18 protein-coding genes and 1 tRNA gene are annotated in these 15,917 nt (G+C 55.0%); 10 read left to right on the forward strand and 9 right to left on the reverse strand.

Going from position 1 to position 15,917, the window contains the following annotated elements:
• The first annotated feature begins 1,147 nt into the window (after positions 1-1,147).
• The 3 genes from ACN0RV_RS08115 to ACN0RV_RS08125 all read left to right on the forward strand — a co-directional run bounded on the left by ACN0RV_RS08115 (position 1,148) and on the right by ACN0RV_RS08125 (position 4,939).
• Positions 1,148-2,452: an MATE family efflux transporter gene (locus ACN0RV_RS08115; RefSeq protein WP_417347135.1), complete on the forward strand. Its 1,305-nt coding sequence runs from the start codon at positions 1,148-1,150 to the stop codon at positions 2,450-2,452.
• Positions 2,436-4,436 carry an excinuclease ABC subunit UvrB gene (gene uvrB, locus ACN0RV_RS08120; RefSeq protein WP_417347136.1) on the forward strand — a complete coding sequence of 667 codons (2,001 nt, stop codon included), beginning with the start codon at positions 2,436-2,438 and terminating at the stop codon, positions 4,434-4,436. Before ACN0RV_RS08115 ends, uvrB begins: the two co-directional genes overlap by 17 nt.
• Before the next feature lie 131 nt (positions 4,437-4,567).
• Positions 4,568-4,939, forward strand: coding sequence for a hypothetical protein (locus ACN0RV_RS08125; RefSeq protein WP_417347137.1), 372 nt, complete (start codon positions 4,568-4,570; stop codon positions 4,937-4,939).
• Here the strand turns inward: ACN0RV_RS08125 and rrtA are convergent.
• From rrtA to ACN0RV_RS08140, 3 genes are read right to left on the reverse strand one after another with little or no spacing between them, the layout of a single operon-like run.
• Complete coding sequence (rrtA, locus tag ACN0RV_RS08130; protein WP_417347138.1) at positions 4,929-5,489, reverse strand: rhombosortase; 561 nt, start codon at positions 5,487-5,489, stop codon at positions 4,929-4,931. The genes ACN0RV_RS08125 and rrtA overlap by 11 nt on opposite strands.
• A 37-nt stretch (positions 5,490-5,526) precedes the next feature.
• A complete protein-coding gene (queC, locus tag ACN0RV_RS08135) occupies positions 5,527-6,231 on the reverse strand; it encodes a 7-cyano-7-deazaguanine synthase QueC (RefSeq protein WP_417347139.1) in 705 nt (234 codons plus the stop codon).
• Positions 6,228-7,286 (reverse strand): PLP-dependent cysteine synthase family protein, encoded by a 1,059-nt coding sequence (locus tag ACN0RV_RS08140; RefSeq protein WP_417347140.1) that lies wholly within the window; start codon positions 7,284-7,286, stop codon positions 6,228-6,230. The genes queC and ACN0RV_RS08140 overlap by 4 nt, the downstream gene beginning before the upstream one ends.
• 42 nt (positions 7,287-7,328) lie before the next feature.
• Here ACN0RV_RS08140 and ACN0RV_RS08145 point away from each other — a divergent pair, with 42 nt between their 5' ends.
• Positions 7,329-7,556, forward strand: coding sequence for a DUF3820 family protein (locus tag ACN0RV_RS08145; protein ID WP_417347141.1), 228 nt, complete (start codon positions 7,329-7,331; stop codon positions 7,554-7,556).
• A gap of 189 nt (positions 7,557-7,745) precedes the next feature.
• Complete coding sequence (locus tag ACN0RV_RS08150; protein WP_417347142.1) at positions 7,746-8,414, forward strand: hypothetical protein; 669 nt, start codon at positions 7,746-7,748, stop codon at positions 8,412-8,414.
• Between the two features lie 48 nt (positions 8,415-8,462).
• On the opposite strand, the gene ACN0RV_RS08155 is transcribed toward ACN0RV_RS08150, so the two are convergent.
• The 4 genes from ACN0RV_RS08155 to ACN0RV_RS08170 all read right to left on the reverse strand — a co-directional run bounded on the left by ACN0RV_RS08155 (position 8,463) and on the right by ACN0RV_RS08170 (position 11,557).
• The gene (locus tag ACN0RV_RS08155; protein ID WP_417347143.1) at positions 8,463-9,548 is read right to left on the reverse strand and encodes an ADP-ribosylglycohydrolase family protein; all 1,086 of its coding nucleotides are present in this window, start codon (positions 9,546-9,548) and stop codon (positions 8,463-8,465) included.
• Between the two features lie 43 nt (positions 9,549-9,591).
• Complete coding sequence (locus tag ACN0RV_RS08160; RefSeq protein WP_417347144.1) at positions 9,592-10,479, reverse strand: DMT family transporter; 888 nt, start codon at positions 10,477-10,479, stop codon at positions 9,592-9,594.
• 55 nt (positions 10,480-10,534) lie between these two features.
• A complete protein-coding gene (locus tag ACN0RV_RS08165; protein ID WP_417347145.1) occupies positions 10,535-11,233 on the reverse strand; it encodes an SDR family oxidoreductase in 699 nt (232 codons plus the stop codon).
• Between the two features lie 239 nt (positions 11,234-11,472).
• Positions 11,473-11,557 (reverse strand) — tRNA-Tyr (locus ACN0RV_RS08170).
• Between the two features lie 239 nt (positions 11,558-11,796).
• Between ACN0RV_RS08170 and ACN0RV_RS08175 the strand changes: the two genes are divergently transcribed.
• Together ACN0RV_RS08175 and ACN0RV_RS08180 are read left to right on the forward strand one after the other, a co-directional pair.
• Entirely contained in the window at positions 11,797-12,282 is a 486-nt protein-coding gene (locus ACN0RV_RS08175) for a VC2046/SO_2500 family protein (RefSeq protein ID WP_417347146.1), read from the forward strand.
• Positions 12,283-12,396: 114 nt separating this feature from the next.
• Positions 12,397-12,681 carry a DUF406 family protein gene (locus ACN0RV_RS08180; protein ID WP_417347147.1) on the forward strand — a complete coding sequence of 95 codons (285 nt, stop codon included), beginning with the start codon at positions 12,397-12,399 and terminating at the stop codon, positions 12,679-12,681.
• A 61-nt stretch (positions 12,682-12,742) separates the two neighbouring features.
• Here the strand turns inward: ACN0RV_RS08180 and ACN0RV_RS08185 are convergent, their stop codons facing one another.
• Both ACN0RV_RS08185 and ACN0RV_RS08190 read right to left on the reverse strand, forming a co-directional pair.
• A complete protein-coding gene (locus tag ACN0RV_RS08185; RefSeq protein ID WP_417347148.1) occupies positions 12,743-13,201 on the reverse strand; it encodes a YchJ family protein in 459 nt (152 codons plus the stop codon).
• Complete coding sequence (locus tag ACN0RV_RS08190; protein ID WP_417347149.1) at positions 13,198-13,755, reverse strand: YybH family protein; 558 nt, start codon at positions 13,753-13,755, stop codon at positions 13,198-13,200. Before ACN0RV_RS08190 ends, ACN0RV_RS08185 begins: the two co-directional genes overlap by 4 nt.
• Positions 13,756-13,952: 197 nt before the next feature.
• On the opposite strand from ACN0RV_RS08190, the gene smrA reads away from it, so the two are divergent.
• The 3 genes from smrA (at position 13,953) to ACN0RV_RS08205 (ending at position 15,884) form a co-directional block, all read left to right on the forward strand.
• Positions 13,953-14,534: a DNA endonuclease SmrA gene (gene smrA, locus ACN0RV_RS08195; protein ID WP_417347150.1), complete on the forward strand. Its 582-nt coding sequence runs from the start codon at positions 13,953-13,955 to the stop codon at positions 14,532-14,534.
• A 75-nt stretch (positions 14,535-14,609) separates the two neighbouring features.
• Entirely contained in the window at positions 14,610-14,894 is a 285-nt protein-coding gene (locus tag ACN0RV_RS08200) for a YcgL domain-containing protein (protein ID WP_417347282.1), read from the forward strand.
• A gap of 21 nt (positions 14,895-14,915) precedes the next feature.
• Positions 14,916-15,884 (forward strand): lytic murein transglycosylase, encoded by a 969-nt coding sequence (locus tag ACN0RV_RS08205; RefSeq protein WP_417347151.1) that lies wholly within the window; start codon positions 14,916-14,918, stop codon positions 15,882-15,884.
• Positions 15,885-15,917: the final 33 nt, after the last annotated feature.

Below are 15,917 nucleotides of genomic sequence, written 5' to 3' on the forward strand. Positions count from 1 at the left end.
CCTTAGTTCAGTCGGTAGAACGGTGGACTGTTAATCCATATGTCGCTGGTTCAAGTCCAGCAGGGGGAGCCACTTTAGAAAGCCCAGTTCGCGAGAACTGGGCTTTTCTTTTTGTTGCCGCTTCGCGTCAAATGTCGCTGAGCTGGGCTTTTTTGTTTCCTCAACCGCTGCGCGCTTGCGTTACGGCCTGAAAGCAATGCAGCGCCAAGCCCTGTTCCTTTGCCTGCCCAGTGTTCCTAAAAAAGCCGCCTGCTTTATTGTCTCCACCCCTTTATGAGCCTTCGAAGACTGGCCCGATAAATTACCGGAAAGCCCAGATACTTCAGCAGATCTTTCTGGGGAGCAGCGGCTTTGCCAGGAATGAGTCTCAAGACAAGGATGACGTAATTTGCACTGATAATTTCACTAACCCTGCTTGGCTGATCATGGCGGCCGGGTCTAATCGATAATTTGCCAAGATTTCATTCTATTGGTGCAGTGACGTCACGGAAAAGGTGCAAAACGACCCATTGGTGGCGTTTGAACCACATTCTTGTCATCCTTTCGATTTTATTAATAACCAGTTAGCCAATTTTGCACCTGTTTAGTGCGTCATTCGATGCTACAATTCCTACCTATAAGATAGGTTATTACTACTTAAAATTTAGGTAGTTGTAAGATCTCATTGCTGCAGTCATCAGTGACTTTGCGTTGAAAATAGCCGCGCAATCTCCATGCCATTACTTCAGCTTAAGTTTTTTCTCATGTTCGACCCCGAACTATTGACATCTCTCTAGACCGCACGGCTCAAGGGGTTTGAAACGTTATCCACTGTTTTTGTGGATAAGTGTGTTAGTTAACCTTCAGCAAACTGCTCTAAGGCCCGAAATCATGGGCTTTGTTAAAATTTGATGGCACTCTGTGAGTAAGTTTGATTCCTTTAAAATCAATGGCTTATAAAATTTGTCGGAAAATGGTCTAGAAATGAGACAGATTTAATTGTGTGTTTAATCGCCGATACTCCCTCTGTGTATTATTTGCCGGATATTGTTCTGAAGCAGCCCAATTTGACAGATATTGAACCTCTGGAGGCCCTGTGAGCCGATCAACCTTCCACGACCTGACTCAGGGCAGTGTTTCGACCCAACTTTGGCGTATGACCTGGCCTATGTTGATTGCCATGTCGATGCTGATGAGCTTCAACTTCGTTGACGCTTATTTCGTCAGTATGCTGGGAACTGAGCAACTGGCCGCGTTCAGTTTCACATTTCCGGTAACCTTTACGGTGATCAGCCTGGTCATCGGTTTGGGGGTAGGGACGTCGGCAACCGTAGCCAATACCTTGGGGCGGGGGGATACGCTGCTGGCCAAACACCAGGGAGGTGTGGCTGTGGTTCTCTCCGGTGTCCTGGTCCTCATTCTGTGTCTTTTGGTATGGCTGCTGCACGATCCTATCTTTCTCTTGATTGGGGCGACCCCGGAGGCTCTGCCGGTCATCAGTGAGTTTATGAATGTGTGGCTGTTAGGCGGAATCTTTGTCGCCTTCCCCATGGTGGGTAATGCGGTGATGCGAGCCAACGGTAACACCCGCCTACCCAGCCTGGTCATGGCTTTAAGTGCTGCAATCAACGTTGCCTTGGATCCCCTGCTTATTTTCGGGTTGGGACCCTTTCCTGAAATGGGGTTGCAGGGAGCCGCCCTGGCGACCGTCATTGGCTATGCAGTCAGCTCGGCATTTATTCTCTATATGCTGTTTGGCAAGATGAAAGCCATCGCTTGGAAGGTCAGTTGGTCATGCCGAATCAAAGCCGCTAAAACCATTTTGCATATCGCTCTGCCTGCCTCAGGCTCCAACATGCTGACTCCGATAGCCATGGCGGGAATGACCGCCATCATTGCCCAATATGGTCAAGAGGCAGTGGCCGCCTTCGGAGTCGGTGGACGGCTGGAGTCACTGGTGACCATGGTGATTTTGACGCTGTCCATGACACTGCCTCCCTTTATCAGCCAGAATTTTGCCGCCGGGCGCCATGACAGAGTCAGGGCAGCCTATGAGGGCACCATCAAGTTTGTGCTGCTCTTTCAGGGGGCACTCTATCTGTTGTTGTTCCTGATGGCCGACCGGATTGGGGGTGCTTTTGGACAAGACGCCGAGGTGGCCAGTATCATCGCTCTGCTGGTGGTCATCCTCCCTTTGGCCTATGGTGCCCAGGGAGTGGTCATTCTCTCCAACTCCAGTCTTAATGCCCTTCACAGGCCAATGGGAGCCCTTGGTCTCAACATGATACGCCTGTTTGCGATGTACCTGCCTCTGGCATTTATCGGTGGTAAGATCGCGGGACTGCCCGGTGTCTTTATTGGCGCGACCACGGCCAATTTCATCACTGCCTACATCGCCTGGCGAATTGTCAATGGACAGCTGTGCTCGGTGAAGCCCGTCAACGTAGAGGAAGCGAATGAGTCGTCCCTTTAAGCTGCATGCCCCTTTTAAACCCTCTGGAGACCAGCCAGAGGCCATTGCGAAGATGGTCGACGGTATTGAGTCTGGCTTGGCACATCAGACACTGCTTGGGGTGACTGGCTCGGGTAAGACCTTTGCCATGGCCAATGTGATTGCCCAAATGGGCAGGCCGACCATCATCATGGCACCCAACAAGACCCTGGCAGCGCAGCTTTACGGGGAAATGAAGGAGTTCTTTCCAGAGAACTCGGTTGAATACTTCGTCTCTTACTACGACTACTATCAGCCTGAGGCCTATGTGCCGGCCTCCGACACCTTTATCGAGAAGGATGCGTCCATCAACGATCACATCGAGCAGATGCGGTTGTCCGCCACCAAGGCCCTGATGGAGAGAAAGGATGTGGTACTGGTAGCGTCGGTATCGGCCATCTACGGCCTGGGTGATCCCGACGCTTACATGGCTATGCTGCTGCATCTGCGTCAGGGCGACATCATCAACCAGAGAGACATACTCAAGCGTCTGGCCGAGCTGCAGTACACCCGCAATGACATGGCGTTCGAGCGCGGCACCTTCCGTGTTCGGGGTGAGGTGATAGACATCTTCCCCGCCGACTCTGAGCGACATGCGGTGCGTGTAGAGCTGTTTGATGAAGAGATTGAGCGCATTACTCTGTTTGACCCCCTGACTGGTGTTCTGGAGAAGGAGGTGGCCCGTGCCACTGTCTACCCTAAAACTCACTATGTGACCCCTAGGGAGCGGGTACTGGAGGCGATTGAGTCGATCAAGGCGGAGCTCAAGGTGCGCCATCAGTTTCTGCTGGACAACAATAAGCTCATTGAAGCTCAGCGGCTCAAGGAGCGCACACAGTTCGACATCGAGATGATGCTGGAGCTGGGGTATTGCTCAGGCATCGAAAACTACTCCCGTTACCTCTCTGGCAGAGCTCCCGGCGAGCCGCCGCCAACCCTGCTGGACTATCTCCCCGACGATGGCCTGTTGGTGATCGATGAATCCCACGTCACCGTGCCTCAGGTTGGCGCCATGTACAAAGGGGACCGCTCCCGTAAAGAGACGCTGGTGGAATATGGATTCCGCTTGCCTTCTGCCATGGACAACCGGCCGCTGAAGTTTGAAGAGTTCGAAGCCATCACCCCGCAGACCATATTCATCTCTGCAACACCGGGTAAGTATGAGCTGGAAAAATCCCATGATGAGGTGATCGATCAGGTCGTGCGCCCCACCGGTTTGCTGGATCCAGAACTGGAGGTGCGGCCAGTGGCGACTCAGGTGGACGACCTGCTCTCAGAGGCTCGCAAACGCATTGAACTTGGGGAACGGGTTCTGGTGACCACCCTGACCAAGCGTATGGCGGAGGATCTGTCTGAGTACCTGGATGAACATGGCATCAAGGTGCGTTACCTGCATTCAGACATCGACACAGTGGAAAGGATGGAGATCATCCGGGATCTGCGTCTGGGCGAGTTCGATGTACTGGTGGGCATCAACTTGCTGCGAGAAGGGCTGGACATGCCCGAGGTCTCTCTGGTGGCGATTCTGGATGCGGATAAGGAGGGCTTCCTGCGTTCCGATCGCTCCCTGATCCAGACCATTGGTCGTGCCGCTCGAAACATCAATGGTAAGGCGATTCTCTACGCGGACAAGGTGACAGGCTCCATGCGCCGCGCCATGGATGAGACCAACCGCCGCCGCGAAAAGCAGAATGCCTATAACCAGGCTCATGGAATTGTGCCTAAGGGACTCAATAAGAAGATCACCGATGTGATGGATATTGGTGGGCGTCCGGGACAAACTGCCAAACGCAAGGTGGCGGAGTCTAAGGCTCAGTATAAGCCTGTGGATCCCAAATCTGTGGCTAAGGAGATTAAAGCCTTGGAAACTCAGATGTATGACCATGCCCGAAATCTGGAGTTTGAGCAGGCGGCGGCTCTACGCGACCAAATCGAGTCGCTTCGGGAGCGGTTGGCGTCCGGATAGCCCATACTTAAGTCATACCCAGGCCGCAGGAGCGCGGCCTTCGGCATGACACCGGCTGGGGCCAAATGCCGCAATAATTGCGGCAGATAGTCAGGGAGGAAACCGCTCTGCCGGCAGGAGAGGGGCAGACCATGCGTAAACTTCTGGGAACCACCCTGTTCGCCGCTGCGGCGATAGCGGCACTGATCTTCGGGGCTCCCGATGTTGATCAGGCCAGCGTTCGAACCGTCGACAGTCATCGCGCCGAGCTGATGCCGTTTGGACACCAGGCGTCAGTATTCGACTCCGGCCAGATGAGCTGGAACTATGATCAACCCGAAGAGCCGGACATCAACCAACTTCTGCGAGATTACCCCACTGCAGCGGGCCAGATCCGCGAAGCGGTTCGTGACAACCTGGCCTATGAAGCGGCCGCAGAAGGGGATTACGAGCAGGCTTATCGTCAGATGGCCTTGGCCTTTAAGGAAGGTAATGGTAAAGGCAGCTACGCAGTTACCTGGTAGCCGCAACCTGTCTTCGATGGGCCCACTGACTGATGCCCATGTAGAGTAGTGCGGAGATCACTCCGTAGAGATGGGCCTCCACCGCCACCCTGGCCTGGATCAGGGTGGCAAGGTCGCCGCTGGCACCCACAACGTTCTCCCAGATCACCTTAGCCAGTACCCCGATGAGAAGCAGAGGCCCCAGTCGGCTGCCACTGCGCCAGTCCTGTATGGCAAAGTAGGCAAACCAGGCGTGCAGTATGGCGGATAGGCCGACATAGGTTTGTGTTCCGTCCACCCACCAGTAAACCCCAAGCCCAATGCCGATGGCGCTGAACAGGGTCAGCATAGCCAGAGAACGTGCCCGGAAGTGGGGTTGGAACAACCCCAGCATGACCGCCATACCACCAAGGTTCATCAACAGATGGTATCCGTTGCTGTGAAGCAGGTGACCGGTGATCAGCCGCCACCATTGCCCCTGCTCCAGACCGCTACGTGACCAGATCAGCGATTCGGACAGTGCCGGGCTCAGGTAGAGGCCGATGGCCGCAAGGGCAAGGGCAAGGGGCATGCCCCATTGGTTTGGGGAGGGGAAACCCCAGCGATCTCTATACAAGCTGGGCCTTCTTTTGGGTATCAGCCAAAATGGATTGCTTGTCAGCCAGGTACTCTTCCAATCCACGGCTGCGCAGGTGGCAGGCAGGACAATCACCACAGCCACTGCCTTTGATGCCGTTGTAACAGGTCAGGGTTTCATCCCGTACCAGTTCCAGGGCGCCATAGTGGTCGGCCATGGCCCAGGTTTCCGCCTTATTCAGCCACATCAGCGGGGTGACCAGTTGCAGAGGACGGTCCATACCCTGCACCAGAGCCGATTCCATCGCTTTGATAAAGTCGTTGCGGCAATCTGGATACCCGGAGAAGTCGGTCTCGCAGACGCCGGTGATCACTGCCTCTGCGCCAATCTGATAGGCATAGATGCCGGCCAGGGTGAGGAACAGAATATTGCGGCCGGGAACAAAGGTGTTGGGCAGTCCATTGTCCGCCAGGCCGTGATCCACCGGGATATCGTCACGAGTCAATGCGGAGATGGCCAGTTCGTTGAGCACTCCCACGTTCAGGACTTTATGAGCCGCAACGCCCAGTTTGTTGCTGAGTTGCTGAGCAATCTCAATCTCAAGCCGGTGGCGCTGACCATAATCGAAGGTGATGGCGTGCACTTCATCATACTGTTTTAGTGCTTGTACCAGGCAGGTGGTGGAATCCTGGCCACCACTGAATACCACTACGGCTTTGCGTACTACTGCGGTCACTTAAGTTCTCCTGTTTGGGCAAAGGCCTCCAGCTTGGCCAGGTAAGGCTGAATGTCACCGATGTTGGTGGCGATCCAGTCACTATCATAATAGCTGTCGAGATAACGCTCCCCGCTGTCACAGATTAAGGTAACAATGGAGCCGGACTCGCCACGTTTGGCCATCTCCGAGGCCAGTTGCAGCGCGCCGTACAGGTTAGTGCCGGTACTGGCTCCAGTTTTACGGCCCAGTACCTGCTCCAGCCAGTGAACCGTGGCGACGGAGGCTGCATCGGGAATCTGGCGCATTAAGTCAACAACGCCCGGAATAAACGAAGGCTCAACCCGAGGACGGCCGATCCCCTCGATTCGAGAGCTGCTGTCGATGCTGATGGAGGCATCGTCCTGATGGTAATAATCGAAAAAGACAGAGTTGTCCGGGTCCACCACACACAGCTCGGTATCCAGTTTCTGGTAACGGATATAGCGTCCTATGGTGGCTGAGGTGCCGCCGGTGCCCGGGCTCATCACCACATAACGGGGAATGGCGAAGCGTTCGCGCTCCATCTGATTAAAGATGGAGTTGGCAATGTTGTTGTTGCCTCGCCAGTCGGTGGCGCGCTCCGCATAGGTAAACTGGTCCATATAGTGGCCGTTCAACTCATGGGCAAGGCGCTCAGACTCCACGTAGATCTGGCTGGGCTCAACCAGGTGGCACTGGCCGCCATAGAACTCAATCTGGCGAATCTTCTTTTGAGCGGTGGAGTGGGGCATGACCGCAATAAAGGGCAGCCCCAGCAGGCGGGCAAAGTAGGCCTCGGAGACGGCGGTGGAACCGGAAGAGGACTCGATAATGGGTGTGCCTTTGGTGATCCAGCCGTTACTCAGACCATAGAGAAACAGCGAGCGGGCCAGACGGTGCTTCAGGCTGCCGGTGGGGTGGGTGCTCTCATCTTTCAGGTAGAGATCGACCTCCGGCAGGCAGGGGAGCTCCAGTTTGATGAGGTGAGTATCAGCGCTGCGCTGAAAATCCGCTTCAATCTGGGCGATGGCCCAGTTTACCCAACGACGTGACATCTTTATGATCCCATTATTCAAATCAAGCGAGCATGGTACCCAATGCAGTCCGAAGTGTTAAGAGAGTTGGCCACCAGAAGGATGCCTTTTGGCAAGTATCAGGGGGTGGTGATGGCGGATCTACCCATCGCCTACCTGGTGTGGATGCAAAATAAAGGCTGGCCTCCGGGGGACTTGGGCGAGAAGCTGGCGTTGCTGCTGGAGATCAAACACAACGGCCTGGGGTATCTCCTCACGCCGCTGAAGGAGCAGGACCACAGCGGCTACTGAAGAAGGGGCCTCTATTTCCTGATGGTTTTGTGAACCGTTCCCTTTTTGAATTTGTTTGGTATCTGTATGTTATGCAAAGCCAAATTGGCTATCTGTCGGAGAAAAGGGCTGGGGAACGGGTCCATCTCTTAATCAGCACATATCACTCAACCACCCTTATAAGATATGAACACGGAAGCACTTATTCACATGGACAAGAAAGGCCTTATTCGGCGTCTGTTTGCCGGGGACGTCTCCCTGCCTGTTACTTTTTGGCTCTTTGGGGGCCTTGTTGCCGCAGTAGGCGGCAGGCTGTTTGCTTGGACGGTCGAGGAGAATACCCTTGCCATCGTGACCAGCGAATACGGGCTTACTATGGTGACGGGACTGAGTTGGCTGTTTCGGGGTTATCTGGTCTTCATCCTGATCGCCATCTGGCGAAGTGCTGGTAACTACACAGGGAGTACTTCTTGGACGGTGTTGGCCAGAATTGTGGTGCTGATGAATGCGGTTTCACTGGCTGATGTTCTCTTAAGCGACAGAATCTCAGAGGCTCAACTCGAAGAACAGGTAGTTGCACTGAAAGAAAAGCTGCCGGCCATGGTCGATGACGATACCCAGCTTGATGATGTCATCTTGACGAGCGGCACAGTGGATTACGTCTATTCCTTGGTTGACTACACATCAGATGATGTTGATTCCAAACAGTTTCATGATGCTATCACGCCCCTTCTGATTGAAGGCACCTGCCAGAGTGCACAGTCGATGACCATTCTCAACACGGGAAGGGCTCTGACCTATTGGTACTATGGCACTGACGATGGACTCATTGCGGAGGTGTCTGTTGTGGCAAAGGATTGTCGAGACTTCAAAGCATGATCCTGACGGTTTCCTGTGGGGCCTGTTCAACAAACGCAGGGTGTGCATTTACCCGCCATCCCTGGCCACCTGGATGGCGTCATTCACCCAACGTCGGTGGCCCTTTAGACCGGTAATCAGCCGTTTGGGAATGGCGCTCAGCCCCAGGTGAGCGCCGCACAGAGCGCCGGTCATTGCGGCTCTGGCCATATTGTTACCACCACTGTTGATGGCCACCATGACCGGTGTCTCGAACGAATCCGGATAGCGGGCCGCCAGGAAAAAGGCGGCGGGCATTAACATGGTGAGGGAACAGGCCATGCCGTAGATCTGTGCCACAGCCTCTGGCGGCTCAACCTGGATGTGAGGGCTTTGCGCCGCCTGAATCCACCAGCCCATGCCGAGAAACACATCGGGAAACGGTAGCTCTCGGTTCGCCCGGGCCGGGGCATGCCCTTCACCTCGTTCTTCTACCAACACCGCATGAGTGAAGGGCAACAATCCTTGCTGAATCAAACCGCGCATCCGGGTGCCCAGTGCACCGTCCAGAGGTGTACCAGCGACCAGGGCGCCAATGACGATGCCAAAGGCGGTGGAAGCGGTCACTATGGCAGGGTCCCCATGAGTCAGGCGGGCGCAGGCGGCGCTGTGAAGTCCTGCCTGCATCAGGTCGCCTTGATAGCGGGCGCCTATCAGCACCGCCCGTTGGGCTGCTTCCGACGTGTCCGCCAGGGAGGGAAAGTCCTCGTCATGCCAATGCTTGCCCTCGACCTTGAGGGCATACCAGATATCCCGTACCGGCTGTTCGGTGAAACGGCCTCCTTCTGGCTCGCCGTCGAGGGTGTCCAGCAGTGGCTCCAGCCGGCGGATATAGTCCTCCTCCTGATAGCGACCTCTGGCCACAAGGCTTTCCAGCAACAGTTGTTGAAACTGTCCTGTCTGAGATACATCTCCTAGCGCGACACCCTCGTGATAGCGCCCAGCTTGAACCGCCACATAACCATTGATGGTGCCGTGGGCCTGCTTGAGCTCCTCCAAATCGTAATACCAGTGCGGTCCAACGCCCAGGGCATCGCCAATCAGCGAGCCTAAAATGGCGCCTGCGGCCCGGTCCTGGGTGGGGGAGAGCTCGGCGGCAAAGTCGTGGTCAGACATTGAGAGACTCCGTCATTTAACCTTGTCTCTCAGTGTAGTTGGCTCAACGTTGAATGCGTTTTTGAATCAAAGTGCGGGGAGAAAAACCAGTGACCAGAGCAGTGCCACAGATCACCAGGGCCGAGCCCCCCAGGGTGTGCAGGCCGAGGACCTCATCCAGAAGCCAGTGCCCCCAAAGCACCCCAAACACCGGCACCAGAAAGGTCACGGTCAGGGCTGGTGCCGCGCCCACCTCTTTCACCAACCGGAAGTACATCAGATAGGCGATGCCGGTGCAAAGTACGCCAAGAGTGATCGCAGCACCCCACATGGAGGATTGAGGCATGGAGGGTGGGGGCAGCATCAGGGCCAGAGGCAACACCAGTAACGAGGCTCCCCACAGACTGCCGTGGGCGTTGTCGAAAGGCTTGATTTGGGTTCGGCTTCTGGCATACATGCTGGCAACCGCATAGCTGAGAGAGGCGCTCAGGCTGGCCGCGATCGCCAGTGGAGCACCAGGGGTCAGGGTGATGGCGTCAAACCCCACCAGAATGGCGACGCCTGCCGTGCCCAGAACCAGCCCTAGCCCCGTAGTTCGGGTCAGGGGTGCTCTTCCCCATACAGCGGCAAGCAGGGCACCCCAGATGGGGGTGGTGGCATTGAGGATGGACATCAATGACGCAGACAGGGTTTGCGCAGAGAATGCCAGCAACAGAAAGGGCAGGGCGGAGTTGATGCCTCCCAACAGTAGGTAATGGCGCCAGCGGCTGCGCCATTGAAGGTTTCGACCCATCGCCAGTGCCATGATGCCCAGAAACAGGGCGGCCAGTACCAGGCGAGACTCGATGAGAGACACCGGACCAAATTGCGGTACTCCGATGCGAAGCAGCAGGAAAGAGCCTCCCCAAATGGCAGATAGAGCAATGAGAATCAGCAGATTGGTTCCGGTCATTGTCGGGCTTGATAATGGGCAATCGCGTCAGTGTGACCAACAACTGCGGTAAATGCTACTCCTGATAGATCATGGTCTTGCTCATGCCGCCATCAATCACCCAGTTCTGTCCGGTGACAAATCCCGCTCGGTCGCTGAGCAAAAACAACACTGCCTCGGCAATGTCTTCCGGTTGGCCGACCCGGCCAGCCCAGTGCTGCTGATGGTCTGTTTCCGTTAGGTCTTGCCTGTCACTGATCCAGCCCGGGCTGATGCAGTTTACTCGCACTCGGGGGCCCAGGCTGGCGGCAAGGGCGTGAGACAGGGCCACCAAGCCTCCTTTGGAAGCGGCATAGCCTTCGCTGTTGGGCTCAGACTGAAGGGCCCGGGTCGAGGCGACATTGACGATGGCGCCACCTGACTCCATCAGCGGGCTCACGCCCTGGGCCAGCAACATGGGTGCAGTAAGATTGACTGCCAGGACACGGTTCCACTGCTCCAGTGTGAGTTTGGCCAGGCCTGGGTGATAAGGGTCGGCAATGGCGGCGTTATTGACCAGCCCTGAGATGGGGCCGGACAGAGACTGACACCAGCGAATTATCGCCTCACTGTCGGCAAGGTCCAGTTGCACCTGAGTGACAGCAAGGCCTTCAAACAGGGTGTTATTGGCTGGCAGATGATCCAGGGCGATGACCGGCCCTTGATGAGCCAACTTTCGCACCAGGCATCGGCCTAGCAGTCCCTGGCTGCCGGTGACCACAGTCGGGTGATTCATGTCGCAATCTCTAGGTTAAAACTTCATGAGATTGTAATGGCCGTTGGAGGTGCTGGCGAGCACCCATAGCTGCAACTGGCCATGAATCTTGCAATTTCCCGTTTCTCTTCGTGGAGTTTGTCCTGAGGACAGAGCTTGGCGGCAAGTCTATGGAGAATAGGGAACTGTTGGGCGTTAGGGGGAACAGCAGATGCTGAACGAAAAAAGCGCCGCCCGGGCGGGCAGCGCTTTTAGAGTGATGGTGGAGGGGGAAGGATTCGAACCTTCGAAGGCGGAGCCGTCAGATTTACAGTCTGATCCCTTTGGCCACTCGGGAACCCCTCCACGGAATTCTCTAGACAGATTGTTTAACGTGCTTCTATCTAACACAGCGCTCGTGAGGCCAGAGAATCAGACATGTCTGTTCGCCGTTACCTTTAGGGCCAATCGGGAACCCCTCCACAAGTGCGGCGCTATAGTAGCAAAGCTTTCGCATGTGTAAAGCCTTTAGCCCAACTTTTTCCTAAAGTTTTATGTCGTTAGGCCGATAAAGAGACTGAACTCATGATTTTTGGATGTTTTCTATGCAGGCTGAGGCCATATTGGTCAATGAGTGGCAGCTCGGGGATTCCCTGAGTCAGGCCATTCAAACAGAGAGACGTAGCGACTTTGGCTTAATGTTAGCCATGTTGTCGCAAGACGTCCGTCTGCATGCGGAATTTCAACTACCAAAACCCACCGAAGAGCAGGAACAGGATCTGCGACAGCGCTTTGCCCTGCCAGAGCCTGAGCAAGCCAAGGCTCAGTACAAAGATGCACAGCGCAGCTGTCGCATTGCCAGTGCCTTCCATCAATCCGGCTTGTCTCAAAGTCGCCTGCAGCATTGTCTGGATCCTGATGCCCTGGTGTATGAGGGAAGCCACAGCGCTGCCATGCAACAGGCCCTGGATAATTGCTCTCCCAGCGTGAAGCGTGAGGATGCTCAGGTTCAGGCCGCTAGGCAGCCTGGTCAGTGGCGTCTGGAGCAGTTGCTGGCGGCTCAGCGTCTGCAGGCGGGAGCATTGGTATAACCAATTGACCCAATCGGTAAATTGGTTATACCAATGTGATCTCCGTCAAATCAGAGGCCCGCTCTTGAAGGCTATACTCTAGCTTGAATCCCCATCAGTTTTCAGAGGTAACAGATGAGCATTACGAATAAGGGCGCTGGTTGCGATACCTGCGGTTGCTATATGGATATTGGCGCCATCATTGCGGAAGAGGACAACATTTTGACTCTGCCGGTTCAGGGTTCCGATGAGCAGTCTGCAATGGGCTTTTTCGACGATTATGTTCAAAAGGCCAAAGCTCGCTTCGCTGAGGTTGATACCGACACTCAGTGGGATGCTGAGAACAATGTACTGACTGGAAAGCTGATCTTCAGCTGCGCGGCAGAGCGCATCATCTTCGAGATGACTCTGGCTGGTTAACAAGACTTAGAATTGAAAAAGGAGTGCCGAGGCACTCCTTTTTTTTTTGCAGAAACTCCGCTTAAAGACAGCACTTCTTGGCTTTCTTTTCGCTTCCGCAGGGGCAAGGATCATTCCGCCCCAGTTTGATGGCTGGCTGGATGTCACCACTGTGGTAATACCAGTTGGAGTCCAGGCGACGAAACCGGGAGCGTTCCCAGAGTGCCAGGATCTCTTTACCTTGTCGGTACCAGGCGCGGAACTCCACTTCACCCTCATCCTGCTGAAACGGTGGGGCATCCAAAATCTGCAGGCCAATAAAGTCGCTTTCTTCGCAGCTCTGTTTGAGCGCCTGTTCGGTCAACCCCTGACGGGTGTCCGGATCATGGGTGCTCAATAGATAACTGGCTTTGGCCGTGACAAAGGCGGAGTAGCGGGAGCGCATCAATTGCTCTGGGGTGGTGGCGAACGCCTCACCGAGATGAAAGGGCTGGCAGCAACTCTCAAAGGGAAGGGCGCTGCCACAATGGCAAAGGTTCATCGGCTGCGCTTTTCCTGGTCCTGGGTGGTGGCAGGTCGGTACTCTTCGTAAAACAGGCCTTCTTTGCGTTTGGCGTCCAGGAATCGGTTCACCTTGGTGCGATTGGCTGAATCACTGATGATACGCCATTGGTTGGCCTTGTCCTTCTGGAAGCTCATGATGAACTTGCCGACAAACTCGCTGGCAGGCTGTTCGGTGCTGCGATCCGGGGTGTACACCACCAGATAATAACCCGCGTCGGTCACAGTGCCGTCAGAGACCCGTCGATTGACCACTCGGTAGTGGACTTTGAGTTCGGCGCCCCGCTTTTTGATCTTCTTGAACCAGTGGCCAAAACCTTTGGCGATCTGGTCCCGGCCGGAGAGCAGCCCCTCCTCTTTGGACGCACTGATCAGGCAGGCACCGTCGCTGTAGAACTGCACCAGGCGATCGGTGTCCAACTCGTTATAGGCCTGACTGATGCTGCCGTAGACCTGATTAATCTCTTTATTGATGTCGGCCGCGACGACGGGTAAAGCCGCCATTAGGGTCAACACCAGGGCTAGAATGCGCACGTATCGTGCTCCACCTTTAATACACACCTTTACTATCGCCGTAGGGGGCAAAATCTGTAAAGGTTGAAACCATTACAAAGTTTGACACGAGAGCCCGGACTCCCGTGGGCAAATGGTGAGCGGTCAGACCGTCAGTCACTCAACGCCAATTTTGGATTGGGTATACTAGCAGAGTTATCACCTAAGCGGAGGCTAATATGCAATCAAACGAGATGGATGAGTTTCTGGATGCAATGGCCGACGTCAAACCCATAGGGAAACAGGACAAGCACAGCCCTTTGCAGCCAAAGCAGGGACCCACAGAAGCCCAATTGGCACGAAGGTTTGCGGCGCAAACCGATGGCAGCGGCAACAGTGACGGCGTCAGTGACGAGGGGGTGGCGCCCGTTGAACCGGAGGACCCCATTGGCTTTGCTCGGGACGGGGTTCAGCATGGCGTATACAAGAATCTGAGGCTGGGTAAATACCAGGTGGATGCCAGGCTGGATCTGCATGGCCTGAGTGTCGCTCAGGCCAAACAGACTTTGTTACAGTTCATCAAGGATTGCCAGAGGGTTGAGGTCAGAACGGCTCTGGTGCTGCACGGTAAAGGCATGCATACCCGTCCTTTTAAAGGGCTGCTCAAGAGCTATGTTGCACATTGGTTGCCGCAGATGCCGGAAGTTCTGGCGTTCCACTCGGCACTGAGGCAGCACGGGGGCAACGGCGCCATCTACTTGCTGCTCAAGAAAGGCGAGCGTCAGAAGACGGAAAACCGTGAACGGCATCAGAAACGCTGAATTGGGTTTAACTCCGGCCATGCTATAGTGGCTATCACCGACAGTCAGCAAGCCGCTGAACAGAAAAGAATACCTATGATTTGCGCGATTTATAAAAGTACCAAAAAGCTCGACACCTACCTCTTTATCAACAAACGGGATGATTTTTCTCAGGTTCCTAAAGCGCTGATGGAGATGTTCGGCAGGCCGGAATTTGTCATGATTTTGCCTCTGTCCAAACTTGGAAAGTTGGCTCAGGCGGACATCGACAAGGTGCGAGAAGGTCTGAGTGACAAAGGCTTTTATTTGCAACTGCCTCCACCCCAGGAGGATCTGCTCAAGTCCCACAAAGAGTGGCTCAAGTCACAACAGGAAGAGTGAACCCAAGGTTAGGGAGCGAAGATGAAACTCAAATGGCTAGCGACACTGGGTCTGGCGATGGCTTTGCCACTGCAGGCAGCAGACAAGGTGAGCTTCGAAGAGTATGTGGTGCAGTTGAAAAAGGAAGCCGCAGAGCGCGACTTCAGTCAGGGGACCATAGATTCTGCGTTTGCCGGCATCAAGCTGCATAAGCGGGCTATCAAGGCCGACCGCAATCAACCTGAATTCAAGAAGACTCTGGATACCTACCTGCCTCAGGCCGTGCCAGACTGGAAAGTCGCTAAAGCGCGAAAGCTGATGAAGCAGCACAGTGAACTGTTGCAGAAAGTAGGTAAAGCCTACGGTGTGCAGCCCAGATTCATTGTGGCCCTGTGGGGTATCGAGACCAATTTTGGTAACTACACCGGCAACTTCTCCGTGGTGGGAGCCACCACTTCTCTGGCTTATGAGGGGAGACGAGAAGCGTTTTTCAAAGATCAGTTGTTTGCCGCACTGACCATACTCGAAGAGGGGCACATCAGTGCCGATCAGATGAAAGGCTCCTGGGCTGGCGCCATGGGGCAATGCCAGTTCATGCCTACCTCATTCCTGGCTTATGCCGTAGATTTTGATGGTGATGGCAAAAAGGATATCTGGAACAACAAGGCCGATGTCTTTGCGTCTGCAGCCAACTACTTGAAACAGGTTGGCTGGCGTGACGATCTAACCTGGGCCAGGCAGGTGACCCTCACCCAGCCGGTGAAAAAGGAGCAGACAGGCCTCAACGTGAAGCTGCCTCTCTCTCAGTGGCAGGAGCTGGGTGTCCGCCGTTTCGATGGTTCGGATCTGCCGTCCCGGGAGATTCAGGCCTCTTTGGTTCAACCTGATGATGCCGAAGGGCGCAGCTACCTGGCGTACGCCAATTATGATGCACTAATGCGCTGGAACCGCAGCCATTACTTTGTTGCTGCCGTGGGCCATCTGGCAGACAGAATCAAGTTTTCACAGTAACGTCAGAGGGGGCAGTGGCCCCCTTTCTTTGAT

The organism is Ferrimonas sp., assembly GCF_048263965.1.
GTDB lineage: Bacteria > Pseudomonadota > Gammaproteobacteria > Enterobacterales > Shewanellaceae > Ferrimonas.